The organism is Paraburkholderia sacchari, from assembly GCF_000785435.2.
Lineage (GTDB): Bacteria > Pseudomonadota > Gammaproteobacteria > Burkholderiales > Burkholderiaceae > Paraburkholderia > Paraburkholderia sacchari.
The window spans coordinates 38,647-64,162 of the sequence record NZ_JTDB02000002.1; the positions used below are offsets into that span (position 1 = coordinate 38,647).

Sequence of the window (25,516 nt, forward strand, 5' to 3'; positions counted from 1 at the left end):
ATGATCCGCTGGTTCATCACCACTTTCATCGCCGTGGCGATTCTCTCCAGCGCCCAGCCGTGGCTCAGGAAGCTCGGCATTGGCCGGTTGCCCGGCGATGTCACGCTACGCATTTTTGGCCGCGAATATCCGCTGCCGTTCATGTCGACGCTCGTGCTCTCGATGGCGCTTTCGTTTATCGTGCGCGCGCTTTGAGCGCGCTACGTCAGCTAGCCGCCAGCACCTCTTGCACCGCGGCTACGCGCGCGCGGTGCACCGCGTCCTTGATCTTCCCCGCAGCGTTCTTGTCCGCGCCGGCCTCGGTGATCGCACGCGCGATCGCGCCCGCATCCACGCTGCGCGCCGCGGCAAGCGCCACGCGCAGCCGCTCCGCCTGCGGATACGGCGCGTTCTCCCAGTTCAGGCGCCCGCGCAAATCGGCCTCGCAGGCCTGTAGCGCCTCCGCAAAGCGCGCGGGCTTGCGCAGCGCGTCGCTGCGCTCGAGCATGCGCACGAGCGCGGCCGCGCCCATGCCCATCACGCGATGCACGTTGCCGTGCTCGCGCGCGACCAGCAGCGCGAGGTCGCGGCATTCGTTGGGTACGCGCAGCCGGTCGCAGAGTGGCTTCAGCAGATCGACGCTGCGCCCTTCGTGGCCGATGTGGCGCGGCAGCACGTCTTCGGGCGTAGTCGCCTTGCCGAGATCGTGGGTGAGCGCCGCGAAACGCACCGGTAGCGCATAGCCCTGCGCGGCGGCATGGTCGATCACCATCATCACGTGGACGCCGGTATCGACTTCGGGGTGATAGTCGGCGCGCTGCGGCACGCCGAAGAGGCTGGCCACCTCGGGCAGCACGCGCGTGAGCGCGCCGCATTCGCGCAGCACCTCGAACATGCGCGAGGGCTTGCTTTCCATGAGCCCGCGCGAGACTTCCTGCCAGACGCGCTCGGGCACGAGCGCGTCGACTTCGCCCGAGGCCACCATCGACTGCATGAGCGCCATGGTCTCGGGCGCGACCGTGAAGTCGGCGAAGCGCGCCGCAAAGCGCGCGATGCGCAGGATGCGCACCGGGTCTTCGAGAAACGCGTCGCTCACATGACGGAACACCCGCGCGCGCAAATCGTTCGCACCGCCAAATGGATCGACCACGCGTCCGGTCAGCACGCCGCCGGGCTGGACCTCGCGCGCCATCGCGTTGATGGTGAGGTCGCGCCGCGCCAGATCCTCCTCGAGCGTGACGTCGGGCGCATAGAAGAACTGGAAGCCGTGATAGCCCGCGGCCGTCTTGCGCTCGGTGCGCGCGAGCGCGTACTCCTCCTGCGTTTGCGGATGCAGGAATACCGGAAAGTCCTTGCCCACCGGCCGATAGCCCTGCGCGGCCATCTGTTCGGGCGTCGCGCCCACGACCACATAGTCGCGGTCGCGCACGGGCAGGCCCAGCATTTCATCGCGGATCGCGCCGCCTACCACGTAAATCTTCATGCGTCGGGTTCGTCGTGCTCGATACGGTGGGTTTCCTTGCGCGCGGCTTCGATCCATGCCGCGACGGCGGGCTCGGCGCTCATGCGCGCCGCATAGGCGGCCGCTTTGGGCGAGAGCGCGGGGGCGTAGCTGTTGAAGCGCATCACGACGGGCGCGTACATCGCATCGGCGATGCTGAATTCACCGAACAGAAACGGGCCGCCGCTGGCGTCGAGACAGGCGTTCCACAGCGCGTCGATGCGCGCGATGTCCGCGAGAGTGCCGGGCGTGGCGCCCGCGCCCGGCTTCGACGTGCGGATCGCCATCGGCATGGTCGAGCGCAGGTCCGTGAAGCTCGAATGCATCTCGGCGCTCACGCTGCGTGCGCGCGCACGCGCGTCGGCGTCACGCGGCCACAGTGCGTGCTGGGGGAAGCGCTCCGCGAGCGTTTCGGCGATGGCGAGCGTATCCCACACGGCGAGGCCGTCGTCCGTGACGAGGCAAGGCACCTTGCCCGACGCCGAAAACGCGAGAATCGACGCTTTCGTTTCGGGCTCGCCGAGCTCGATCAGCACCTCTTCGAACGGAATGCCGAAATGCGTCATCAGCACCCAGGGGCGCATCGACCACGACGAGTAATTCTTGTCTCCAATGACGAGTTTCATATCGACCGTTTTACCGTTGAATAAAGAGTCAAGGTTGGACGCGCCACGCGCCGGAGCCCGGCTTCGTGGTGCGTGGCGCAGGTGCTGCGCGGGTGTTACGTATTGCGTTTCGTTCGTGCGGCCTCGGACGCTATCGGTGCGCGCTCGTGCGAAAGAGATTCAGGCGCGAGCGCAGCGAGGCGTCGGCGAGATAGAGCGGCGCGATCGTCTCGATGCTCGCGGGCTCCACGCCCAGCTCGGGGGCGAGCGGACCGGAGAGCACGCTGTCGACTTTCATTGAATCGAGATTATCGCGCGTGAGCACCGGCACGCCGGGCGCCAGCTCGAACGAAAGCGCCTGCAACCGCGCGAATGCATCGGGCAAGCGCACGATGCGCGCGTGACGGCCCACGACTTCGCCGCAGTACTGCACCAGTTGCTCGAGCGTGTAGACCGTCGGGCCGCCGAGTTCGTAAGTGTGCCCGCTCGCGGCGTCGAGATCGAGCACGTTGACGATCGCCTTCGACACGTCGCCCACATAGACCGGCTGGAACTTCGCATCGGGCATGCCGAGCGGGATCACCGGAAAGAGCTTTTGCAGCACGGCGAAGCGGTTGAGGAACGTGTCGTCCGGGCCGAACACCACGGACGGGCGCAGGATCGTCGTGGCAAGCGCCGTGGCCGCGTGCACGGCTTTTTCGCCGTCGCCCTTCGAGCGCAGATACATGCTCGGCCCGCGCGTGTCCGCGCCAATCGCGCTCATGTGGATCAAGCGGTGCACGCCCTTGCTCTCGCAGGCGGCAACGATCCTGGTAGGCAGCTCGACATGCAGCTTCGCAAAGCCCGTGCCGTAGGGCGTGCCATGCCCGCCGTTGAGCGTGCCGATGAGATTGATGACGGCATCGGCGTTTTCGACGAAGCCCGCGAGCGCGACCGGATCGGTCACGTCGGCTTCGACCACGTCGATGGGAAGCAACGTGAGATGGCGGGCATTGGCGCGCCGCCGGGTGGCCACGCGCACGTCCTTGCCTGCCTCGACAAGCGCGTTGACGAGATGGCTGCCGATGAATCCCGACCCGCCGATGACTGCGATGGCTTGATGTCTCATCCTCGACCTCCTCGTGCGTCCTCACGCGGCCCCCGACGGCGCGCGCCGGAGTTCGTGCGGCGGCGCGGCTCGCGATCGGGAGAACGCGAGCCGTACCGCGCGACGTTCACTGCAGCGGCGAGATAAAGCCGAGACGCGTCTTCAGCGATTGCGGACGGCCCTCGAACAGCGCCGCGTAGTAGACCGTGTTCGACAACACGTTTTTCACGTAGTCGCGGGTCTCCTGGAACGGAATGGTTTCCGCGAAGATTGCGCCCTCGACGCCGCGCGGCATGTTTGCGCGCCACTGGCGCGGGCGGCCCGGTCCGGCGTTGTAGCCCGCGGTGGCGAGCACGGCGGAACCGTCGAACTGATTGTAGACCATCGACAAATAGTTCGTTCCGAGCAGAATGTTGGTGTTCAGGTCGTTGAGCTGGTCGCGCGAGAGCGGGCCGAGGCCGATCTTCTTTGCCACCATCTGCGCGGTGGCCGGCATGATCTGCATGAGGCCGCTCGCGCCCACGCCCGACTTCGCGTTGAGGATGAAGCGCGACTCCTGGCGAATCAGGCCATAGGCCCATTCGACGTCGAGGCCGTTGCTTTGCGCGTCGCGCTCCACCACGTCGCGGAACGGCGCGATATAGCGCAGCGAAAAATCGTGCTCGGTCTGCGTGCGGTCGGCGGTGTTGACGGTGCGATCGAGTAGCTGGATGCGCTTCGCGTATTCGGCGGCCGCCAGCAACTGGCGATCGCTCATGCCGCGCAGCGGCCAGTTCCATTCGCGATTGCCTTCGAGCCGCAGGTTCAGCGCGTAGAAGCGCTGCGCAAGCGCGAAGCCCGGTGTCTGCGCGGCCTGAGCGATCTCGGCATCGCTTGCCAAGGTCTTCGGCGGGATGGTGATCTTCTGGCCGAGTTCCTCGGTCGCAAGCTGGCCGTAGAAGTTATAGCCTGCCGCGATCGACGAGAACTCCTGGTTCGCCTGATTCGTCTCGCCGGCCTGCTTGAGCGCGCGCGCGTGCCAGTAGACCCACGAGGGTTGCGAGCGCAATGCTGCGGGCATCTGCTCGATCGACCAGCGCACCATGGTCCAGTCGCCGCCGAGCAGCGCGGCGCGCGTGCGCCATTCGTATGCGGGATTCGAGAGCGGCGCGTTGGCCGAGAGGCGGTACCAGTCGAGCGCGGCCGGCATGCGCTTGAGCGCGCCCTGATAGCCGATCGTGCCCCAGCCGATCGCGCGTTCTGGCGAGGTGAGCGAAGGCGCGACCTGCGCGAACGTGGCGGCCGCCATGGCGGGGTCGTTGCGCGCCATCAGGGTGAGCGCGAGCAGCGCGAGCTGATGCGATTGCGGATCGGCGCTCACGCCGCGCGCGAGCGTGAGCGGAGGCGTGCTGACTGCCTGGCTGAACGCGGTGGGGTCGGGGCGTTGCGCGAGGCCGTCGAGCAGCTTCGCGCCCGTCGAGGTCTGGTTCTGTTCGTAGGCAAGGCGGATCTGCTGCCAGACGTCGTCGCTCGTGAACTGGCCTTTGATCGCGAGCGCCGTGATGAGGTCGACGCAGCCGTCGCCGTAATAGCGCGGCTCGACCAGCAGCGCGCGTGCATCGCTGGCGACGTTTTCGCCGCGCGCCGCGCGCGACTCCAGCGCGTAGCACTTCACTTGCGTATCGTCGTTGAGCACGAAGCGCGCATACTGCTGGTCGAAGTTCGCCCAGTCGTGGCGCGCGCCGAGCACGGTCAGATAGTCGTTGCGCAGGCGGTCGGCGATGGCCTCGCCGTCGTGGCGCTGCAGGAACGACAGCACCGGCGCGTCGGGCGCGTCCACGCGCGCATGGCCCTGCGAATCGAACAGTTGTGGCTTCAACTGGAAATATTCGAGGTACGACGGCGCGGGATAATCCGGAATCGTTGCGGCGAGCTGCGCGGCGCGCGCGGCGTCGTTATTGCGCGCGGCCTCGCGAAGCTGGATGAAGGTTTGGTCGTCGCTTGAAAGCTCAGCGCCCGGAGCGAGGGCAACAGGCCGCACGGCAGAGGCCGTGCTGCACGCGACGAGTGCCGCGGCGGCTAGTGCAAGACCGGCCGCGCGATATACTCGGACAAGGCGTTTGGACATCGTTATTTCTGGAGCGCGAGGTGAACCCAAGCATAGCATGCAACCCTGCGGCCGAATCCAAAAAGGCGTGGCGTTTACGACTTCGCGCAGGCCGTCTTGAAGCGTCTTCCGACGCGCTGGCCAACGCGGCGTTGAGCGAGCACCTCGACGCGCTCGTGGGCCATCTCGCGCCGCGTTCGATCGGCTTTTACTGGCCGTTGCCAGGCGAGTTCGATGCACGCGAATGGATCGCTTCGTGGCTCGCCGCCGATGCCTCGCGTCGCGCTGCGCTGCCCGTCATTGCCGAGCGCCACGCGCCGCTGCATTTCTATTTCTGGACCCCGGGCGCGCCAATGCGCGAAGGTCATCACGGCATTCCCGAGCCGGACTCTGCTGAGGCGGCGCTGCCCGATCTGCTGCTCGTGCCCTGCGTGGGGTTCGACCGCGACGGCTACCGGCTCGGCTACGGCGGCGGCTATTACGACCGCACGCTCGCTGCCTGGCCCGGCGCGGCGCTGCCGCTCACGGTAGGCATCGCGTATGAAGCGTGCCGCATCGACGAGGGCGTGCCCGAACGCGGCGCGCACGACCTGCCGCTCGACGCCGTGGTCACCGAAGCCGGCGCGCATCTCGTGGGTCGGCTCGCTGCGCGCTGAGCTGCGTATCGAGTTGGGCATTGAGTTGCGCGCCGGGCCGCGCCCAGGCGCGGCGCGTGCTCAGAGCGACGCCGCGGCGCGCGCCGCCGTGTCGTAAAGCCCGGACGCATTGCGCATCAACTGCGCCGCGTCGCCAATCTGCTCATTGGTGAGGCCGCTTTCCTTGAGCGTGGCGATCAGGCAGCTCTCGCGCACGTCGCGATAGCGCATGCATAGTTCACGCCCCGCCGGCGTCACTGAAAAGAACGCCTCCTTGCCGCTTTTCTCGCTCTCGACGAGGCCGCGCGCGACCAGCTTCTTGAGCGCGTATGTGGCGACGTGCGTATCCTCGATATTGAGCACGAAGCAGATATCGGCGAGCTTCTTGCGGCGCTCGCGATGGCCCACGTGATGGAGCAGCGACACCTCGACCGGCGTCATGTCCTTCGCGCCGGCCGCCGACATGCAGCGCACCATCCAGCGATTGAATGCATTGCTTGCCATGATGAGCGCGTACTCGAACTCGGAGAGCTCGGCGCTCGTCTCGGAGATGAGATGCTCGGACGAAACAATCTTGGTCGGCTGGCGCGACATGACACAACCCTGTGGTCGAAACGGTGTGCCGCCAGTGTAGTGAGGTCGCGCGTGCGTCGCGCCTGGCAGAAACGCTTATTGATAATTTATCGATAAATTGTCGAGAATGTATGCTGATCAAAATCGGACGCCGGCCGCGATGCCGGAGCCTGGACCGCCAAACCGTTTGAGACGATGAGCCATCCTGTCCCCCGTATTTACTTCCTCGGCGACGAGGCGCTCGTCTGCGAGGCCCCGCCGCCCGCCACGCTGGAGGTCCAGCGCCGCATCTGGGCCATGGCCGCGAGCGTGCGCGGCTGGGACGCCGTGCGCGAAGTGGTGCCCGGCATGAACAATCTGACGATCACCTTCGATGCGCTGTCCGCCCGCGCCGCCGCGCTCGCCGCCGCGCTGGAAACGGCATGGCGCGACGCCGGCGACGCGGCCGATGCCGCCTTCGAGGGCCGCGAAGTCGAGATCCCGGTGAGCTACGGTGGCGCGGCGGGTCCCGATCTCGCTGCGGTCGCGCAGCACACCGGGCTCGCGCCCGCCGACGTCGCCGCGCGTCATGCGGCAGGCGTCTACACCGTGTTCTTCCTCGGCTTTCAACCGGGCTTCGCCTATCTCGGTGGCCTCGACGCCGCGCTGCACACGCCGCGCCGGCGCGCGCCGCGCCTCGCCGTCCCCGCCGGGTCGGTGGGCATCGGCGGCGAGCAGACCGGCATCTATCCGGCGCAGGCGCCCGGCGGCTGGCAGCTAATCGGCCGCACCGCGCTCGCCCTCTTCGACCCCGCGCGCAATCCGCCCACGCTGCTCATGCCCGGCGACCGCGTGCGCTTCGTCGTCGAGAACATCGACGAAGCCATCCCTGAGGAGACCCACGCATGATCGAAGTGCTGCGCGCAGGTCTGCTCACCACGGTTCAGGATCTCGGCCGGCCGGGCTACCGGCATCTCGGCGTCGCCACCGGCGGCGCGCTCGATACGCTCGCGCTCGAAGTGGGCAACCGCCTCGTCGGCAACCGGCACGACGCCGCGGGGCTCGAAATCACCTTCGGTCCGGTGGCGCTGCGCTTCGCGCGCGCGACGCGCGTGGCCATCACCGGCACTGACTTTGGCGCGACGCTCGACGGCAAGCCGGTGTGGTCGTGGTGGAGCCTGCCAGTCGCGGCCGGCGAAACGCTGGTGCTCAACGGCGCGAAGCGCGGCATGCGCGCCTACGTGTGCGTCGCGGGCGGCATCGACGTCTTGCCGATGCTCGGCTCGCGCAGCACCGATCTCGCGGCCGGCTTCGGCGGGCTCGCGGGCCGCGCGCTCAAGGACGGCGACCGCCTTGCCACCGGCGCGTCGTTCGCGGCGGGCGGCGAGCGCGCCTCGCTCGCCGCGGGCGCGCCGCCGTTCGGCGTGAAAGCGCCGGCGCAATGCGGCTTCGTGTACCCGGACGAAGTGCCGCCGAGGCGCGGCCGCCATCCGGACGGCATGCTGTGGGCGGTGCCCGTGCGCGTGCTGCGCGGCCCCGAGTACGACAGCTTCACGCCCGAGGCGCAGCGCGCCTTCTGGTCCGACGAATGGCAGGTCACGCCCAACAGCAACCGCATGGGTTATCGGCTCGAAGGCACGCCGCTCGCGCGCGAAACACCCGCCGACCTGCTCTCGCACGCGGTGCTGCCGGGCACGATCCAGGTGCCGCCGAACGGCCAGCCCATCGTGCTGATGAGCGACGCGCAGACCACGGGCGGCTATCCGAAGATCGGCGCCGTGATCCGCGCCGATTTGTGGAAGCTCGCCCAGGTGCGGCTCACGACGGGCGTGCGCTTCGTCGAGACGTCGCCGGCCATCGCGCGCCGCGCGCTAGAAGAGGAACGGGCGTATTTACGGCAGATCGATACCGCGATCGCCATGCAGGACGAGCGCCATGCGAGCCGCCGCGTGCGTGCGGCGATGGCCCGGAGCCCAGGCGCATGACGCCAGGCGGCGAGCGCCGCGAGACAGCATCGAAGCAAGGCGCGCCGGGACACAGGGGCGCGCAGCAACACGGAGAGAATCACCATGACGACCATCGATCTGAACGCCGATCTCGGCGAAGGCTGCGGCTCCGACGAGGCGCTGCTCGACCTCGTGAGCTCGGCCAACATCGCGTGCGGCTGGCATGCGGGCGGCGCCAACGCCATGCGCGAATGCGTACGCTGGGCCGTGGATAAAGGCGTGTCGATCGGCGCGCATCCGAGCTTCAACGACCCCGAGAACTTCGGCCGCAAAGAGATGAACCTGCCCGCCGAGGAAGTCTACGCGGGCGTGCTTTACCAGCTTGGCGCGCTCTCGGCGATCGCGCAGGCCGAGGGCGGCCGCATCGCGCACGTGAAACCGCATGGCGCGCTCTACAACCAGGCCGCGCGCGACCCGAAGATCGCCGACGCGATCGTCTCGGCGGTGCACGACTTCGATCCTTCGGTGACGGTGTTCGCGCTCGCCGGCAGCGGGCTCGTGAGCGCCGCGCGCGAAGCGGGCCTCGTGGCCGTGGAGGAAGTGTTCGCCGACCGCGGCTATCGCGCTGACGGCTCGCTCGTGCCGCGCAGCGAGCCAGGCGCGCTGCTCGACGACGAAGACGCCGTGCTCGCGCGCACGCTCGCGATGATCCGCGAGCAGCGCGTGCAAGCCGTGGACGGCGCATGGGTGCCGCTCAACGCGCAGACCATCTGCCTGCACGGCGACGGGCCGCATGCGCTCGCCTTCGCGCGGCGCATCCGGGCGGCGCTGGACGAGGCCGGCATTGGCGTGCGCGCGGCGGGCGCCGCCGAGGCCTGAGCGCCTACAAGACAAAAAACATCACAGAGGCAAGCGCAGAGGCAAAAACAGGGCCGACAAGAGCCGGGCAGTCAGAGCGCCGCGCCGCGCCACACGCGTCGCACTGCGTTTCATCACCGCGACCGCTGCACATGACGCAGCGGGCCGCGGCAATAACGACGCACAAAAACTGGAGACAAAGAGATGCAGAGCACCGTCAACTTATGGCCGCTCATCGGGGTGGCCGTCATCATCGTCGGCTTCGTATTGCGCTTCAATCCGATGCTGATCGTCGCGGCGGCGGCGATCGTCACCGGCTTCGCCGCCGGGTTCCCGCCCGGCAAGATCCTCGCCGCCATCGGCACCGGCTTCATCAAGACCCGCAACCTGCCGCTCATCATCCTGCTGCCGCTCGCCGTGATCGGGCTTTCGGAGCGCCACGGCCTGCGCGAGCGCGCGCAGATCTGGATCGGCAACATCAAGGCCGCTACGGCCGGGCGTCTGCTGATCGTCTACCTGCTCGTGCGCGAGCTCACCGCCGCCGTCGGGCTCACGGGCCTCGGCGGGCATCCGCAGATGGTGCGTCCGCTGATCGCGCCCATGGCCGAAGGCGCCACCGAAAACCGCTTCGGCAAGCTTCCCGACACGGTGCGCTACAAGCTGCGCGCCTGGTCCGCCGCAACCGACAATGTGGGCCTCTTCTTCGGCGAGGACATTTTCGTGGCGTTCGGCGCGATCGTGCTGATGGTGACGCTGCTCAAGGAAGCGGGCATCGCGGTCGAGCCGATTCACGTCGCGTTCTGGGGCATTCCTACTGCGATCTGCGCGTTCCTGATCCACGGCGCGCGGCTGTGGCTCCTCGATCGCAAGCTCGAGCGCGAGCTGGGCGGCATCCGGCGTGGCGCGCAGCGCGATGCCTCGAGCCATGAGCAAGGAGACCAGGCATGACTATCACCCTCAGCTGGCTCTACTGGCTGCTCGGCATCGTGCTGCTGATCGTCGGCGGCATGATCGTGCTCGACCGCGAGCATCCGCGCCGCCTCACCGCGGGCGGCTTCTGGATCCTCTACGCGCTGATCTTTCTCATTGGCGACCATCTCCCCGCCGAAGTCGTGGGCGCGCTCGCGCTTGCAATGGCGGCGATCGCCGGCTTCGGCGGCGTGACCGGCGGCAAACCGAAGGTGCTCCCGCTCGAAACGCGGCTCGCGAGCGCGAAGCGGCTCGGCAACAAGCTCTTCGTGCCCGCGCTCACCATCCCCGCCGTCACCGTGGTGCTCACCTTCGCGGCCAGCCATCTCGTGATGGGGTCCACGCCGCTCGTCGATCCGAAGAACGTCACGCTGATCGGCTTCGGCATTGGCTGCGTGCTCGCGCTCGTTATCGCCTGCATCATCACGCGCGACAGCGTCGGCCAGTCGATGCAGGAGACGCGCCGTCTCGTCGACGCGCTCTCGTGGGCCGCCGTGCTGCCGCAGATGCTCGGCATGCTCGGTCTCGTGTTCTCGGACGCGGGCGTGGGCAAGGCGGTCGCGCACGTGACCACGGCGTACATCAACATGGACCTGCGCTTCGTGGCCGTGGCGGTTTACTGCATCGGCATGGCGCTCTTCACCGTGATCATGGGCAACGGCTTCGCGGCGTTCCCGGTGATGACGGGCGGCGTGGGCGTGCCCGTTCTGGTGGGCGTCTTCCACGTGAACCCGGCGATGATGGCAGCCATCGGCATGTTCTCGGGCTACTGCGGCACGCTCATGACGCCCATGGCCGCGAACTTCAACATCGTGCCCGCCGCGCTGCTGGAATTGCCCGACAAGAACGCGGTGATCCGCGTGCAGGTGCCCACGGGGCTCGGCATTCTGGCGGCCAATATCGTGCTGCTGTACGTGCTCGGGTTCTAGGCGAGTCCGGGCGGCTTTACCGCTCGGACGGTGCTTCGCGCAGCGCCTCGACGAACTGCGCGAGGTGCGGGAAATGCCGCGTCACGAGCGCCTCGGGCAGGAGGTACTGCGGAAAGCTCACCATGGCGTTGTGCGCATGATGGACGCGCAGACACAGACCGATGTCGTCGGCAAAGTGCGCGAGGTTCGCGCCGCGTGTGAGCGCGGCATGCAGGAACTCGCCGTCCTCATTGGACGAACCCGACTCGAACGGGCCGGCGGCCCACAGGCGCTTTGTGTAGACGTAGCTGAAGCCGTAGCCGGAATGGTTGTCGGAGAAGGCCCGGTGGTCGGCGGGAAAGCTGAGCGCCGTCATCGGCTGCGGGCTCCAGTGGAAATGCAGCCCGCTCTTGTGCAGCAAGTCCCACCAGCCGAACTGGTCGTACACGCGGCTATACAGAAAGAACGCGCTGAGCTTGACGAAATCCGCGCGGCGCTCGCTCAATTGCGTACACATGACGCGCAGATATTCGGGCGCGTAGTATTCGCCGTCGTCGAAATGGGCGATGACTTCGGCGCGCGCGAGCGCCACCGCGAGATTGCGCTTGGCGCCGGCGCTCATGCGCTGCGGCACGTGCCGATACACCACGCGCGCGTCGCCGAGATTCTGCATGAATGCGCTGGGCCGCTCGCTGTCGTCCACCACGATCCATTCGCAGGCCGCCAGATCCTGGCGCGCGAACGACCGCCAGGCATGCTGCAGCATGGCCTCGCGCCCTCCGGTGGGCGTGATGACGCTAACGACTGGCGCCATCGGCACAATAGGCTGGCCAGGCGCATCGGGCCTGGCCTTCGTTGAATTCGTCATGTTGCGCTCCTGGCCAGCCAAAAGAGCTGGAAAAAGCTGGATGGTAGAGGCGCCTCACATGAACCGAAATCGAATTCCCACTAAAGCCGTGTTCGCCAGGCGGCCTACCGGGATGTTTCGTCATCAACCGCAGTGCTTTCGGAGTTTTCTTATCGATGCGGCGGAGCCGGACCCTTACCCTGTACGGTTCTCCCTCATTCCGGTCAGATGCGCGTCCATCGCCCCGCACGCGCGATCGGCCTCACCTGCCATGACTTCGAACGCCTCCGGTTCCGCCGCTCCCGACCGTTTCTCCGCGCCTGACGCGTCCGCCGACCCCGCCGATCCCGGCGCGCGCCTTGCCGCCGCGCTCGAAGCGCACGGCGCGGGGCGTCTTGACGAGGCACAAGCGATCTATCGCGCCCTGGTCGAACGCGATCCCGCCCATGCCGACGCCTTGCATTACTGGGGCGTGGCGCGCCATCAGCTTGGCGATCATCGGGGCGCACTCGCGCTCATGGATCGCGCGCTCGGGCGTGCGCCCAACGACGCGGTCTGCTGGAGCAACCGCGGACTCGCCGCGCTCTCGCTCGGCCAGCACGAGGAAGCGGCGCACAACCTGCGCGAGGCACTGCGTCTCGCACCCGGGTTCGCCGATGCGCACAACAACCTCGGGCTCGCGCTGCGCGAAGCGGGCGACCTCGCGGGAGCCGAGCGCCATTGCCGTGCCGCGCTCGCGCTGGCGCCCGCATCCGTGAACGCGTATGTGAACCTGGGCAGCGTGCTCGCGAAGCTCGGGCGCGGCGAAGAGGCGCTCGCCTGCTATCGCGAAGCGCTCGCGCTCGCGCCCGACGACGCCGCCATCCACTTCAACCTCGGCAACGCGCAGCGCGCACTCGGCGATGATGCTGCGGCCATCGTCCATTACCGCCAGGCCGTCGAGCTGGCGCCCGGCTACGCGGCCGCCTGGGTGAATCTCGGCACCACGCTCGGCCAGACCGGCGACTATCGGGCCGCGGAAACGTGCTATCGCAAGGCCGTGGAGCTGGAGCCGAACGCGGCGAACCTCGTGTGCCTCGGCGCCTCGCTGGGCGCGCAAGGACGCAACGACGAGGAAGCGCCCTACTACCAGCGCGCGCTCAAGATCGACCCGCAAAACGCCGACGCGCGCCAGAACCTCGTCTGGCTCAAGCTCAAGCGCGGCGAGTATCGCGAAGGCTGGGCCGAGTACGCACGGCGCTGGCGCGCCTGTGACTACGCGCCGTTCGACATCGAAGGCATCGCCGAGTGGCAGGGCGAGCCGCTCGACGGCAAGCGCCTCTTGCTCGTGCACGAGCAGGGTTTCGGCGACCAGATCCAGTTCGTGCGCTATGCAAGCGTGCTGGCCGCGCGCGGCGCAAGCGTGGACGTATGCGTGCCGCAGCCCCTGCAGCTGCTCGCGCAGTCGGTGCCGGGCGTGCACCGCGCGTGGACCGGCACGCCCGCGGGCGACTACGACTACTGGCTATATGTGATGAGCGCGCCGTCCGCGTGCGGCACCGAACTCGACACGGTTCCGGCCACGGTGCCTTATCTCTTTGCGCGCGACGTCGACATTGAGGCGTGGAAGCCGCGCGTGCAGGCAGCGATGCTGGCGGACCTCGCGCGCCAGGCCGGCAAAGCATCGCCCACTGCCCCGCTGGCGGCGCCCGAAGCCGCCGCCAAATTGACCAGCGCGACCGGTGCGACCGATGTGACCGATGTGACCGATGTGACCGATGTGACCGATGTGACCGATGTGACCGATGTGACCGATGTGACCGATGCGACCAGCGCAGCAAGCACGCCCGGCCGCGTGCGCAAGCCCGCTGGCTACCGCAACATCGGACTCGTCTGGAGCGGCAATCCCGGCTTCTACAACGACCGCAACCGCTCGGTAGCGCTGGCGGCACTCCAGCCGCTCTTCGCGCTGGAGAAAATCAGCTGGTTCTCGCTGCAAAAGGGCGAAGCGGCCCGCGCGCAGCTCGCGGCGCTAGCCGGCGGCGCACCGGTCCACGACTTCAGCGACGATCTTCGCGACTTCGGCGACACGGCCGCGCTCATCATGAATCTCGATCTCGTGATTGCCGTGGATACCTCGGTCGCGCATCTTGCCGGCGCGCTCGGCAAGCCGGTCTGGATCCTCGTGCCCGCGAACGGCGAATGGCGCTGGCTCGAAAAGCGCGCGGATTCGCCGTGGTACCCCACAGCGCGGCTGTTCCGCCAGCGCGAAGTGGGCGACTGGCAGCCCGCGCTCGAAGAACTGCGCGAGGCGCTCGCAGAAAAACCCAGGCGCGTGACAAGAACCAGCAGCGCAAGCGGCAGCAGCAGCGCAAGCGGCAAAAGCAGCACGGGCGCGCGCAAATCCGCGCGCAAAGCACCCAAGGCAACCGCGTCGCCTGGCAACGAAGAGCTGGACCTCAGCCCGGATCGACGGTGAAGCCGCGCTGCTGCAGCAACTGGAGCACGCCGTTGCGTCCGCCCAGGTGCAGCGCGCCGACCGCCACGAAGAGCGGCTTGTTGGGCGCGGCATACAGCTGCATGCGCGCGACGAAGCGGCGGTTGCGCTCGTAGACGATGCGGTTATCCACCGAGGCCGCCACACGCGGGTCGTGCGCGAGCTTTTCGGTGCGCGCGGCGTCCCAGGCCGCGATCGCGTCGGCGTCGCCGAGGCGCCACAGGCGCAGCAGCGTCTGCACGTCGGCGACGTTTTGCGCGGGCGTCTGCGCGAGATCCTGCGCGAGCATTTCGCGCTGCTGAGCAAGCGTGAGGTGAGTGAACGCGCGCATCTGCTCGGCCAGCGTTTCCAGCCCGACCACGCGCCGCCCCTTCAGGCGCAGGTACACGTTCTGCAACTGCGCCTCGGTGCCGTACTCGGTCTGCAAACCCGCGCTCAGCGAATCGTAGGTTTCCACCAGCAGCGAGGCGAGCCACGGCTTCATCTTGCGGATCTCGGCGAGCGCCTCGGGATTGCCGCGCAAGCGCGCCGCGAGCTTCGCCCACAGCGGTTCGGGCAGCAGTTGTTGCAGGCAGGGCTTACGGCACACGCCGTATTTCGAGACGTCGTCCTGCGAGACGAGCAAGTCGTCGGGCGAGAGTTCGAGCGCGAGCGTGGGCGAGGCGTTGAGCGCCGCGAGGACCGGCGCACGGAACGGCTGGTTCGGCGGATAGTCGGCAGGGTCGCCCACGTGCAGCGTGCCGAGCAGATAAATGGTGGTGGTGCCGCGCGTGGCGACATAGAACGGCATGCGCGCCGGTTGCGTGCGCACCGGGCCGCCCGCCGTCGTGCCCGATGCGTAGCTCGGCATGGACGGCGGCGCGTGAAAGCCCGGCAGGCCGCCGCCAGAAGGCTGGCGAGGCGTGGGAACGGCGGGATACACGCCGGGGACATTGGCGGCGGTGGCGGCGGCAAACGCGCTGGGCATGAACGAGCGCAGCGGCTGCCCGAGCGATGGTCCAATCGATGGCCCAAGCGCAACGGCCAGCGCGAGCGCCGTTGCCAGCGCCGCGCGCAACCATGAGCGCCGCGCGCAGGCAGCGGCGAATGCAACTGCAAGCGCTCGCGCAAGCCCCCGTGGAAGCACGCCGCCCGCCCGAAGGCGGCCCCGGTTTTGCATCGTCGATGCGGCGCGATGGCCGCCCTTTGGCTTGCGGCGCTTGAAACGGCATATAAGCCGGCGCGCCGCCGTTACTTCAGGCCGGCATGGGCCGCCCATCTTCTTCCCCCACCTCCTCAGCACGATGGCAGGATACCTGACGCCCATCCACTTCGCGTAATACCGGGACCTCTTTTCGGCACCGTTCGACCGCATACGGACAACGCTGATGGAAGGTGCAGCCCGAAGGCGGGTTCAGCGGCGAAGGCAGCTCGCCCTCCAGCTTGATCTTCACACGCCGGTCCGCTTCGAAGATCGCGGGCGTGGCCGAAAGCAGCGAGCGCGTGTACGGATGGCGCGGCCGCCCGATCACCGTGTGCTTGTCGCCAAGCTCGGCCACGCCGCCCAGGTACATCACCATCACGTCGTCGGCGATATGCTCGACCACGGCCAGATTGTGCGAGATGAACACGTAGCTGGTGCGGAACTGCTCCTGCAGGTCCATAAACAGATTGAGGATCTGCGCCTGGATCGACACGTCGAGTGCCGACACCGGCTCGTCGGCCACCACGATCTGCGGGTCGAGGATCATCGCGCGCGCAATGGCGACACGCTGACGCTGCCCGCCCGAAAACATATGCGGATAGCGCTTCGCATGCTCGGGCCGCAGTCCCACGATGCGCATCATGTGCGCGATGCGGTCCGCGCGCTCGGTCGCCGTGAGCTTGGTGTTGATCGCGAGCGGCTCGCCGAGCGTCTGCTCGACGGTCTTGCGCGGGTTGAGCGACGCGAACGGGTTCTGGAACACCATCTGCACGCGGCGGCGCAGCGCGGCGATCTTCTCGTGGTTCGCGTGCGCGACGTCCTCGCCGTCGATGGTCAGCTTGCCCGAGGTGGGCGGCTCGATCATCGTGAGCTGGCGCGCGAGCGTGGACTTGCCGCAGCCCGACTCGCCCACCACCGCGAGCGTGCGCCCGCGCGTGAGCGAGAACGACACGCCGTTGAGCGCCTTCACGGTGCCCGTGCCGAACATGCCGCGCTTCACGCTGTAGTGCTTCTTGAGATCTTCCGCGACGAGTACTTTGTCATCCTCGCGAGCCGCGGATTGCTGGACTGCGTTCATCGCGCGCCTCCGTTGGGTTGAGTCAGTGCCACGTTCAGCGGCTTGATGCAGCGCACCTGCGCGTAGCCGCTTTCATCGGCGGCCGGATCGAGCGCCGGACGCGCCTTCATGCAGCTGTCCACCACGTACTTGCAGCGCGGCGCGAAGAGACACCCGCTGGGCCGGTCGTCGCGGCCGGGCACCATGCCGGGCAGCGCGGCAAGCCGCATCGCTCCCTTGTTGTGCTCGGGGATCGCCGCGAGCAGCGCCTCCGTGTACGGATGGTGCGGCCTGGCGAAGATATCGGGCACGCGGTTGGTCTCGATGATCTCGCCCGCGTACATCACGGCCACGCGCTGCGCGACCTCCGAGACCACGGCCAGATCGTGCGAGATCAGCACGAGCGCCATGCCGCGCTCCTTCTGCAACTGCACGAGCAGCGCCATGATCTGCGCCTGGATGGTCACGTCCAGCGCCGTAGTGGGCTCGTCGGCGATCAGGAGCTTCGGGTTGCAGGCCACGGCCATCGCGATCATCACGCGCTGGTTCATGCCGCCCGACATCTGGTGCGGGAAGTTGTCGATGCGGTTCTTCGCGTCGGGTATGCCCACCTGGTCGAGCAGTTCGAGCGCGCGCGCGTGCAGCGCCGCGCCGCGCAGCCCCTCGTGCAGCTTGAGCACTTCCTTGATCTGATAGCCGACGGTGTAGCTCGGGTTCAGGCTCGTGAGCGCGTCCTGGAACACCATCGCGATGTCCTTGCCGACGATGCGGCGGCGCGCCTTGCCCGTGGCGTTGAGCAGATCGCGGCCATCGAAGGTGATCGAATCGGCGCTCACCTTGCCGGGCGCGTCGATGAGGCCCATCAGCGCCATCATCGTGACGCTCTTGCCCGAGCCCGATTCGCCGACGATGCCGAGCACTTCGCCCGGCGCCACCGAGAGGTTCACGCGGTCGACGGCGGGCAGGCCGTTGAAGTTCACCGCCAGATTGCGGATGGTCAGCAGTTCTTTCGTCTGATCGCTCATGTTCAGGCCATCCGCTTGAGCTTGGGATCGAGTGCGTCGCGCAGCCCGTCGCCGAGCAGATTGATCGCGAGCACCGAGATCAGGATGGACAGGCCGGGCATCGTGACGATCCACCAGGCGCTGTCGATATAGTCGCGCGCCGAAGCGAGCATCGCGCCCCACTCGGCGGCGGGCGGCTGCACGCCAAGGCCGAGAAAGCCCAGCGCAGCGGCGTCGAGAATCGCCGAGGAAAAGCCGAGCGTCGCCTGCACGATCAGCGGCGCGGTGCAGTTGGGCAGCACCTGCGAGAACATCAGCCGCAGCGTACCGGCGCCGGCCACGCGCGAGGCGGTCACGTACTCCTTGTGCAGTTCGCCGAGCGCCGAGCCGCGCGTGAGACGCACATAACCGGGCAGCGCGACGATGGCGATCGCGAACATCGTGTTGGTGAGGCCCGGGCCGATGATCGCGACCACGGCCACCGCGAGCAACAGCGAAGGCAGCGCGAGCAGCACGTCCATCAGACGCATGATCGGCGTGTCGGCCCACTTGTCGAAGAACGCGGCCACGAGCCCGAGCACGATGCCCGGAATCAGCGCGAGCATCACCGAGACGCAGCCGATCCACAGCGAGAGCCGCGCGCCGTACATCAGGCGCGAGAGGATGTCGCGGCCCGCTTCGTCGGTGCCGAGAATGAACTTCCAGTTGCCGCCGTCGAGCCAGGCGGGCGGAATTTTCACGGAGTCGCGGTACTGCTCGACGGGGCTGTGCGGCGCGATCAGCGGCGCGAAGATCGCCAGGAACACGAGCAGCAGCACAATGATGCCGGCGACCACGGCGCCCTTGTTGCGCGAGAAGTTCGCCCAGAATTCGCGCAGCACGAGCGCGCGGCCCGAGGGCGGCGTGACGGCGCGGGGCACGCTGTTCTGAATGTCAGCCATCATGCCTCCACGGTTCGATGAATGGTTTGCGGGTTTTGCATCGTCATGGCGTGATTACCTCGTATGTCGAATGCGCGGATTGAGCACGCCGTACAGCAAATCGACGACCAGGTTCACGACGATCACGAGCGTCGCGATCATGAGAATGCCGCCCTGCACCACCGGATAGTCGCGCCGGCTGATCGCGTCGATCAGCCATTTGCCGATGCCGGGCCACGAGAACAGCGTCTCGGTGAGCACGGCCCCGGCCAGCAGCGTGCCGACCTGCAGGCCGATCACGGTCACCACGGGAATCAGCGCGTTGCGCAGCGCATGCACGACGATCACGCGCGCGGGCGAGAGGCCCTTGGCGCGCGCGGTGCGAATGTAGTCTTCGCGCAGCACTTCGAGCATGGACGAGCGCGTCATGCGCGCGACCACCGCGAGCGGAATCGTGCCGAGCACGATGGCGGGCAGGATCAGATGCGAGAGCACCGACTTGAACGCGCCTTCGTCGGTGCCGGGCAGCAGCGAATCGATCAGCATGAAGCCGGTGACGTGCGGAATGTCGTACTCGACGGCAATGCGCCCCGACACCGGCGTCCAGCCGAGCTTGGACGAAAACACCATGATGAGGATGAGGCCCCACCAGAAGATCGGCATCGAATAGCCGGTGAGCGCGGTGCCCATCACGCCGTGATCGACGACGGTGCCGCGCCTCAAGGCCGCGAACACGCCGGCGGGCAGGCCCACCGCGAGCGCGAAGATGAGCGCGCACAGCGAAAGTTCGACGGTGGCGGGAAAGCGCGCGAGGAACTCGCCCATCACGCTGGTGTTGGTGATGATCGAAGTGCCGAGGTTGCCGTGCAGCGCACGCCAGACGTAGTGCACGTACTGCAGGGGCAGCGGCTCGTCGAGCCCGAGGCGGTGCATGGCCTCGGCGTGCATTTGGGGATCGACGCCGCGCTCGCCCATCATCACTTCGATGGGGTCGCCCGGAATCAGGTGGATGAGCGCAAACGCGAGCAGCGTGATGCCAATGAAGGTTGGGATCACCATGCCGATGCGGCGCAATACGAAGCGGAACATGTGACGTTCCCCCGAAAGCTTGAAATGAAACGCAACCGGCGACAGAGGCTCGTGACCCCGGTCGCCGGACCATTTTCGCGGGCCTTCCGTGTGTGTGAAGGCCGCGCGAAAAACTACCCGATAGACATTACTGCATGCCGACGCCGTCGAAGCGCGCGAAGCCGAGCGGCTCGATGCGCATGTCGGTCACCTTCTTGCTGACCGGCTGATAGACGGTCGAGTGGGCGATCGGCGAGTACGGCAGTTGCTGCGCGAAGATCTGCTGCGCCTGGATGTAGAGATTCGTGCGCACCGCCTGCGCCGAGGCCTGGCGGCCCTTCTGGACCAGCTCGTCGAACGGCTTGTAGCACCACTTGCCGAAGTTGTTGCCGTTCACGGCCTCGCAGCCGAGCAGCGTGCCGAGCCAGTTGTCGGGGTCGCCGTTGTCGCCGGTCCAGCCGATCAGCATCGAGTCGTCCTCGCCCGCGTGCGCGCGCTTGATGTACTCGCCCCACTCGTACGTGACGATCTTCGCCTTCACGCCGATCTTGGCCCAGTCTGCCTGGATCATCTCGGCCATCAGGCGTGCGTTCGGGTTGTAGGCGCGCTGCACGGGCATGGCCCAGAGCGTCATTTCAAAGCCGTTGGACAAGCCGGCCTTCGCGAGCAGCGCCTTGGCCTTTTCGGGATCGTACGGCTGCGCCTTCAGGCTCTTGTCGTAAGACCATTGCGTGGGCGGCATCGGGTTGGTCGCTGCCTGACCCGCGCCCTGGTACACCGACTCGATGATCGCCTTCTTGTTGATCGCCATGTCCAGCGCCTGGCGCACTTCGAGCTTGTCCATCGGCTTGTGCTCGACGTTGTACGACAGGTAGCCGAGGTTGAAGCCCGGCTGCGAAGGCATCGCGATGTTCGGATCGGCCTTCAGCGGCGCGATGTCGGCGGGACGCGGGTAGCTCATCACCTGGCATTCGTCGCGCTTCAACTTCTGCACGCGCACGCTCGCATCGGGCGTAATCGAGAAAATCAGCTTCGAGAGCTTCACCGCGCCCGGCTTCCAATAGTCAGGATTGCCGTCGAAACGGATGGTTGCGTCCTTCGTATAGCTCTTGAAGATGAACGGGCCCGTACCGACCGGGTACTGGTTGATGTCGGCGGCCTTGCCGGCCTTCATCAGCTGATCCGCGTATTCAGCCGAGAGAATCGAGGCGAACTCCATCGCCATGTTCTGGATGAACGGCGCGTTCGGCTCGTTCAACGTGAACTTCACCGTGTACGGGTCGACCTTCTCGACCTTCGCGATGAGCTTGTCGAGACCCATGTCGGTGAAGTACGGGAACGACACCGGGTAGGCCTTGCGGAACGCGTTGTTCGCGTTGAGCATGCGGTCGAACGTGAACACGACGTCGTCGGCGTTGAATTCGCGCGTGGGCTTGAAGTACGACGTGGTCTGGAACTTCACGCCATGGCGCAGATGGAACGTGTAGGTCTTGCCATCGGCGGAAACGTCCCACGATTGCGCGAGACCCGGTTCGACCTTGGTGCCGCCGCGCTCGAATTCGACGAGGCGGTTGTAGACGGTGAACGTGGCCGCGGTGAAGTCGACGCCCGTGGTGTATTGGGCGGAGTCGAAGCCAGCGGGGCTGCCTTCCGAGCAGTACACGAGCGTCTTGTTCGGGATGCTCCCCGCGGCGTGCGCGACGGTGGCCCCCGCAATCGATGCCGCTGCGAGCGCCACGAGCGACGTCATTCGCGCGGCACGCAACAGATTGTTTTCTTTCATGTTTCCTCCAGTTCGGTGCCGGCCGGAGCCAGCGTAGCGCGATCTTACTTGAGCACTGCCTTCACTCACAAGCCAGCCAAAATGACCATTGCGCGCAGGAAATGCCTGGTTGACAGGCTTGCTGCGAGCGGCTTCCTGGGCAACACGCCTGCCCCGGCCGCTCATGTTGTCCGCATATTCCGCTATTGCCATGTATTACCCTCTTTTGCCGGCATTTGTCCGCAGATGCACGATAGCGCGCTGTCGTTGCGCTTGCCGTTTCACTGGCCGGCGGCGCTGGTACTGGCGCACGCGCCCGCCCAAGCCCGGCTTTGGCTCGCTTACGGCGGCTGTATCAACCGCTCACCGGCTGCGCGCGGGCGCACCAGTCGCGCCACATGAGGCGGTACGCGGCTTCCATGTTGCGCGCGAAGCGTTCTCCGTCCATCAGCGGCGACGCCGTCATGCGCATGCGCAGGCTCGCGCGCAGCGCGGCGAGGCGCGCCGGATCGCGCGCGAGCGAGACCACGCGTTCGACAAAGGCGTCATCGGTATGCGCGGCCAGTTCCGCCAGCCCCAGATTGGCGAGCAGCGAAAGACCCGCACGGCCCGCCGCCGAGCGGCCCACGCGCGTGGGCACGGGCACGCCCATCCAGAGCGCATCGAGGCTCGTGGTGTGGCCGTTGTAGGGAAACGTGTCGAGCGCGAGATCGACTTGCGCCCAGGTGCGCAGGTAGTCGTCGCGCGGCTGAAAGCCCACGAAGCGCACGCGCGCCGCATCGACGCCATGGGCCGCGAGGCGCGCCAGCAGCCGCTCGCGCGCGGCGCCGGGCGGAGCCATCAGCACGAGCCGCGCCGTGGGAAGCGCGGCGAACACGCCCGACCAGAGTGCGAAGGTGGCGTCGGTGAGCTTGCAGGGGTTGTTCAGGCAGCCGAACGTGATTGAGCCGTCGTGCCCCTCGGCCAGCATCGGCAAGCCGTTGACCTCGATGCCGGGCGCGAGCGCGTCGTAGCACCAGAACGTGTCGGGCAAGCGCAGCGAGCGCTCGGTGTACTGATCGTCCACGCCTGGCGAGTCAAGCGGATCGAGCGGATCGACCCACGGATCGGTGAGCCGCCAGCCGATGGCCGCGCTGCCCGTGGTGCCCGGGTAAGCGAGCCACGCCACCTGCACCGGCGCGGGCCGCCGCGCGAATACGAGACGGCGCGCTCCGTCCATATGCATGGTCAGGTCCACGAGGATGTCGATGCGGTCGTCGTGAATCTGCTGCGCGAGCCGCGCATTGTCGAACTCGCGCACGTCGCGCCAGAGGTCGGCATGGGTGGAGAGGCGCGCCGTCACCTCGTCGGGCTGCGCGACGCTCGAATAGCAGACGATCTCGAACGCCGCGTGATTGTGATGCCGGAGCAGCGGCGTCGTGAACAGCATCTGGCAGTGATTGCGAAAGTCCGGCGAGACGTAGCCGATGCGCAGCCGCCGGTGCGCATCGGGCGTGGTCGCATGCGCAACGGGCTGCGCAAGCCAGGCCGCTTCGTGCTGCTTCGAAAGCTGCTCGGCAGCAGCGCGGATTGCGTGGCCGTCCTCGGTCGCGAACATCAATCCGTAGACGTAGTTGCTGTGCGCGCCGATGTTGCCGGGCTCGCACGCGAGCGCTTCGCGATAGCACGCGAGCGCCGCCTCGATCGCGCCCGCATGCTTGTGCGCGTTGCCCAGATTGCTCCAGGCGTTGGCGAAACCGGGCTGCAGTTCGAGGGCGCGCGTGAAGCACGCGTGCGCGTCGTCGATGCGCGCGAGATCCACGAACACGTTGCCGAGGTTGTTCCACGCCGAGGCATCGTCGGGCGCGAGTTCGAGCGCGCGCTTCAGTGCCGCCTGAGCCTCGGCCTGGCGGCCGCAGGCGCGCAGCAGGCAGCCGAGATTCGTGAGCACCTTGGGCGACTCGGGCGTGAGCGTGCGGGCGTGCTCGAGCACCGCCTGCGCCTCGCCCGTGCGCTTGAGCGCGATCAGGACGTTCGCGAGATTGTTCCAGGCGTTCACGGACCCCGGGTCCAGCGCCACGGCGCGGCGCAGCGGCGCCTCCGCGCGCACCGCGTCGCCGCTTGCGAACAGGGTGCTGCCGTAGTTGTAGTGCGCTCCCGCATAGTCGGGCGCGAGCGCGAGTGCACGCTCGAAGGCGGCCAGCGCGCGCGGGAAGTCGCCCTGGCTCACATAGAGATTCGCGAGATTGTTCAGCGCGATCGAAAAATCGGGCTTGAGCGCGAGCGCGCGTTCGAGCGCCGCGAACGCGCCTTGCGCCTCGGTGGCCGCGTCGTGGGTGAGCCCGAGGCTCACGAGGAAGTACGGGTCCTCGCGCACCGCGAGCGCGCGCTCGATCAGCGCGCGCGCCGCGAGCCGGTCGCGCGCCGTTTCGAGGATGCCGGCGAGATGCAAGGCATCGGCATCGCGGGCATTGGCCTCGATCAGCTGCCCGCAGCGCGCGCGGGCCTCGTCGAGCGCGCCGGCACGCCACGCGGCGAGGGCATCGGCAAAAGTGCCGGCTTGCGAAGGGGTTTCGGGAATGGAAGTCGTCATGCGCAAAGGCCTGCCGCGCACGACGCATGCCATGGCGCGATTACGTGGGCAAAAAAGAAAACCGTCGATTATCGGCACCACGCTATACGTGGCCTTTGACGCAGATCAGGAGCGCCAGCCGGAACAGCGGCGCAAACAGGACTAACCTTCGCAAATTAATCCGCTGGCCTACCTGCCCAGCGACCTAGTCAGATATCGTTCGTCAGCGCAGGCCAGCAGGCGCTGGTTTTTCAGATCAGCCTTGCTCTTGCCAACCTCCTTGGTGGAGATTGTTGTGATTCCACACCGAGAATCAGAGCGAGCCTGGCCTGACTCGTACTGTCCTGGAAACGCTATCCCACAGCTCGACGGCTTCGCCGGTCGATAAAGAGCCTTTGTCGAGCTTGACAAATTTCCCCTGAATTTCCAGTTGCCCCCCGGTATTCATGTCCAGGGCGAAATACGGTGAGGAAGGCATGCTCGTGGTCTCATTGACCATGAGCGAGAATGAATTGCCGCGCCCTCCGCCGGGTCTGCGCCCCTCACTGAGCCATTCCTCGGCTTTCAGATCCGACAGATCCACAGTACCTTTACGGATAACATTACCGTCTGCTGCCTTGAGTAGCGCGCGCAGTTCCGGGCTGTTGGTGCGTTGCAGGAGCGACGTCTTGCCCTGGGACTTCGTGTCGACCGAGACCTCGAACGCGACATCGCGATTGTTTGCCAATGTAAATCCGCCGCTCACGTACTGATCATCCGTTGCCTTCCCGGGCAAAAATCCTCCCGCGAAGCACACGCCTGGCTCAGTTGGAATGTCGTCCGGGGAACGCCCACGCAACTTTTCCAGCAGGTCGAAGACCAACCGCGTTTTTTGGGGTACATCATTCTTGATGGGCAGTTGCTTGACGATAGAGTCGCTGGTTTGATCCGGGTGCAGGAAATCACTTCCCTCGATCTTCAGCAGGAATCGATAGCCTCGATCCCATTTGTATGCTTCGATATACCGCCTGCCTGGATCGTCGTAAATGGTGCCACGATGCACGAAGTAGTAGGTGTTTTCTCCCCGCGCCTTGCCAGCCTCATACAGGAACGGATACGCATCCCGGCTCCTGGTTGCTTTCAGCGCTGCCTCGCGCTGCGCGACCTCCTCCCGCCAGGCGTCTTCCGTCATCGCCTTCGCTTCGATATCGACACCCACGATCTTGGCGTAGCCGTACTCCGTTGCGTCCTCCGGCATATCGACCAGGTAACGGCCCACACACCGCGCTTTCAGATTCGCAGTCAGTTCAGTCACGATTTGTTTTTCCTGTTGGCTCAGCGGTGCCGGCTTGTGATCGCACGCCGCAATGGTCAATATCAGGCAGGCAACAGCGAACGTTGCACGCGTTTTTCTCATGCCTTGTATTCCAGCGCCGTGCCCTTCACGCTCTGCGCGATACGGGTAGCATCCAGCTTGTAGGCCCTTCGTGCTCAATACCCGCAAAGGCTGAGTAGGCTTGCGCCTGATGAACTGAATTTGCGG

Annotated in this window: 23 protein-coding genes; 9 read left to right on the forward strand and 14 right to left on the reverse strand. The window is 66.9% G+C overall.

The window, feature by feature from the left end:
* Entirely contained in the window at positions 1-195 is a 195-nt protein-coding gene (locus tag NH14_RS06955; protein WP_035534054.1) for a DUF2905 domain-containing protein, read from the forward strand.
* 10 nt (positions 196-205) lie between these two features.
* On the opposite strand, the gene NH14_RS06960 is transcribed toward NH14_RS06955, so the two are convergent.
* The 4 genes from NH14_RS06960 to NH14_RS06975 form a co-directional block, all read right to left on the reverse strand.
* Positions 206-1,462 (reverse strand): multifunctional CCA addition/repair protein, encoded by a 1,257-nt coding sequence (locus NH14_RS06960; RefSeq protein WP_035534052.1) that lies wholly within the window; start codon positions 1,460-1,462, stop codon positions 206-208.
* Positions 1,459-2,106 (reverse strand): glutathione S-transferase family protein, encoded by a 648-nt coding sequence (locus NH14_RS06965; RefSeq protein ID WP_035534051.1) that lies wholly within the window; start codon positions 2,104-2,106, stop codon positions 1,459-1,461. The genes NH14_RS06960 and NH14_RS06965 overlap by 4 nt, the downstream gene beginning before the upstream one ends.
* Before the next feature lie 130 nt (positions 2,107-2,236).
* The gene (locus NH14_RS06970; RefSeq protein WP_035534050.1) at positions 2,237-3,193 is read right to left on the reverse strand and encodes a complex I NDUFA9 subunit family protein; all 957 of its coding nucleotides are present in this window, start codon (positions 3,191-3,193) and stop codon (positions 2,237-2,239) included.
* 106 nt (positions 3,194-3,299) lie between these two features.
* Complete coding sequence (locus tag NH14_RS06975; protein WP_035534048.1) at positions 3,300-5,279, reverse strand: lytic transglycosylase domain-containing protein; 1,980 nt, start codon at positions 5,277-5,279, stop codon at positions 3,300-3,302.
* A gap of 20 nt (positions 5,280-5,299) precedes the next feature.
* Between NH14_RS06975 and NH14_RS06980 the strand changes: the two genes are divergently transcribed.
* The gene (locus NH14_RS06980; protein WP_084225966.1) at positions 5,300-5,914 is read left to right on the forward strand and encodes a 5-formyltetrahydrofolate cyclo-ligase; all 615 of its coding nucleotides are present in this window, start codon (positions 5,300-5,302) and stop codon (positions 5,912-5,914) included.
* A gap of 60 nt (positions 5,915-5,974) precedes the next feature.
* Here NH14_RS06980 and NH14_RS06985 read toward each other — a convergent pair whose 3' ends face one another.
* Complete coding sequence (locus NH14_RS06985; protein ID WP_035534047.1) at positions 5,975-6,487, reverse strand: winged helix DNA-binding protein; 513 nt, start codon at positions 6,485-6,487, stop codon at positions 5,975-5,977.
* A gap of 174 nt (positions 6,488-6,661) precedes the next feature.
* On the opposite strand from NH14_RS06985, the gene pxpB reads away from it, so the two are divergent.
* From pxpB to NH14_RS07010, 5 genes are all read left to right on the forward strand, one after another.
* On the forward strand, positions 6,662-7,354 hold the full coding sequence (gene pxpB, locus NH14_RS06990; protein ID WP_035534045.1) for a 5-oxoprolinase subunit PxpB: 693 nt from the start codon (positions 6,662-6,664) through the stop codon (positions 7,352-7,354).
* Positions 7,351-8,430: a 5-oxoprolinase subunit C family protein gene (locus NH14_RS06995; RefSeq protein ID WP_035534044.1), complete on the forward strand. Its 1,080-nt coding sequence runs from the start codon at positions 7,351-7,353 to the stop codon at positions 8,428-8,430. Before pxpB ends, NH14_RS06995 begins: the two co-directional genes overlap by 4 nt.
* An 84-nt stretch (positions 8,431-8,514) precedes the next feature.
* Positions 8,515-9,270: a 5-oxoprolinase subunit PxpA gene (gene pxpA / locus NH14_RS07000; RefSeq protein ID WP_035534042.1), complete on the forward strand. Its 756-nt coding sequence runs from the start codon at positions 8,515-8,517 to the stop codon at positions 9,268-9,270.
* A gap of 183 nt (positions 9,271-9,453) precedes the next feature.
* Entirely contained in the window at positions 9,454-10,197 is a 744-nt protein-coding gene (locus NH14_RS07005) for a DUF969 domain-containing protein (protein WP_035534041.1), read from the forward strand.
* Entirely contained in the window at positions 10,194-11,147 is a 954-nt protein-coding gene (locus tag NH14_RS07010) for a DUF979 domain-containing protein (protein ID WP_035534040.1), read from the forward strand. Before NH14_RS07005 ends, NH14_RS07010 begins: the two co-directional genes overlap by 4 nt.
* A 16-nt stretch (positions 11,148-11,163) precedes the next feature.
* On the opposite strand, the gene NH14_RS07015 is transcribed toward NH14_RS07010, so the two are convergent.
* Positions 11,164-11,994, reverse strand: coding sequence for a glycosyltransferase family 2 protein (locus NH14_RS07015; RefSeq protein ID WP_052148549.1), 831 nt, complete (start codon positions 11,992-11,994; stop codon positions 11,164-11,166).
* A 250-nt stretch (positions 11,995-12,244) separates the two neighbouring features.
* On the opposite strand from NH14_RS07015, the gene NH14_RS07020 reads away from it, so the two are divergent.
* Positions 12,245-14,431, forward strand: a complete 2,187-nt coding sequence (locus NH14_RS07020) for a tetratricopeptide repeat protein (protein ID WP_052148548.1) — start codon at positions 12,245-12,247, stop codon at positions 14,429-14,431.
* On the opposite strand, the gene NH14_RS07025 is transcribed toward NH14_RS07020, so the two are convergent.
* The 7 genes from NH14_RS07025 to NH14_RS07055 form a co-directional block, all read right to left on the reverse strand.
* Entirely contained in the window at positions 14,412-15,707 is a 1,296-nt protein-coding gene (locus NH14_RS07025; RefSeq protein WP_035534039.1) for a TraB/GumN family protein, read from the reverse strand. The two genes, NH14_RS07020 and NH14_RS07025, sit on opposite strands and share 20 nt — an antisense overlap.
* On the reverse strand, positions 15,685-16,710 hold the full coding sequence (locus tag NH14_RS07030) for a peptide ABC transporter ATP-binding protein (protein WP_035534037.1): 1,026 nt from the start codon (positions 16,708-16,710) through the stop codon (positions 15,685-15,687). The genes NH14_RS07025 and NH14_RS07030 overlap by 23 nt, the downstream gene beginning before the upstream one ends.
* Entirely contained in the window at positions 16,707-17,714 is a 1,008-nt protein-coding gene (locus NH14_RS07035; protein ID WP_035534036.1) for an ABC transporter ATP-binding protein, read from the reverse strand. The genes NH14_RS07030 and NH14_RS07035 overlap by 4 nt, the downstream gene beginning before the upstream one ends.
* A 2-nt stretch (positions 17,715-17,716) precedes the next feature.
* Entirely contained in the window at positions 17,717-18,634 is a 918-nt protein-coding gene (locus tag NH14_RS07040; protein WP_035534089.1) for an ABC transporter permease subunit, read from the reverse strand.
* A 54-nt stretch (positions 18,635-18,688) separates the two neighbouring features.
* A complete protein-coding gene (locus NH14_RS07045; protein ID WP_035534035.1) occupies positions 18,689-19,702 on the reverse strand; it encodes an ABC transporter permease subunit in 1,014 nt (337 codons plus the stop codon).
* A 127-nt stretch (positions 19,703-19,829) separates the two neighbouring features.
* A complete protein-coding gene (locus NH14_RS07050; protein ID WP_035534033.1) occupies positions 19,830-21,464 on the reverse strand; it encodes an ABC transporter substrate-binding protein in 1,635 nt (544 codons plus the stop codon).
* A gap of 334 nt (positions 21,465-21,798) precedes the next feature.
* On the reverse strand, positions 21,799-24,015 hold the full coding sequence (locus tag NH14_RS07055) for an O-linked N-acetylglucosamine transferase, SPINDLY family protein (protein ID WP_052148547.1): 2,217 nt from the start codon (positions 24,013-24,015) through the stop codon (positions 21,799-21,801).
* Here NH14_RS07055 and NH14_RS07060 point away from each other — a divergent pair.
* Complete coding sequence (locus NH14_RS07060) at positions 24,002-24,160, forward strand: hypothetical protein (RefSeq protein ID WP_161790893.1); 159 nt, start codon at positions 24,002-24,004, stop codon at positions 24,158-24,160. The genes NH14_RS07055 and NH14_RS07060 overlap by 14 nt on opposite strands.
* Positions 24,161-24,307: 147 nt before the next feature.
* Here NH14_RS07060 and NH14_RS07065 read toward each other — a convergent pair whose 3' ends face one another.
* Complete coding sequence (locus NH14_RS07065; RefSeq protein ID WP_035534032.1) at positions 24,308-25,390, reverse strand: Tli4 family immunity protein; 1,083 nt, start codon at positions 25,388-25,390, stop codon at positions 24,308-24,310.
* Between the last annotated feature and the right edge of the window lie 126 nt (positions 25,391-25,516).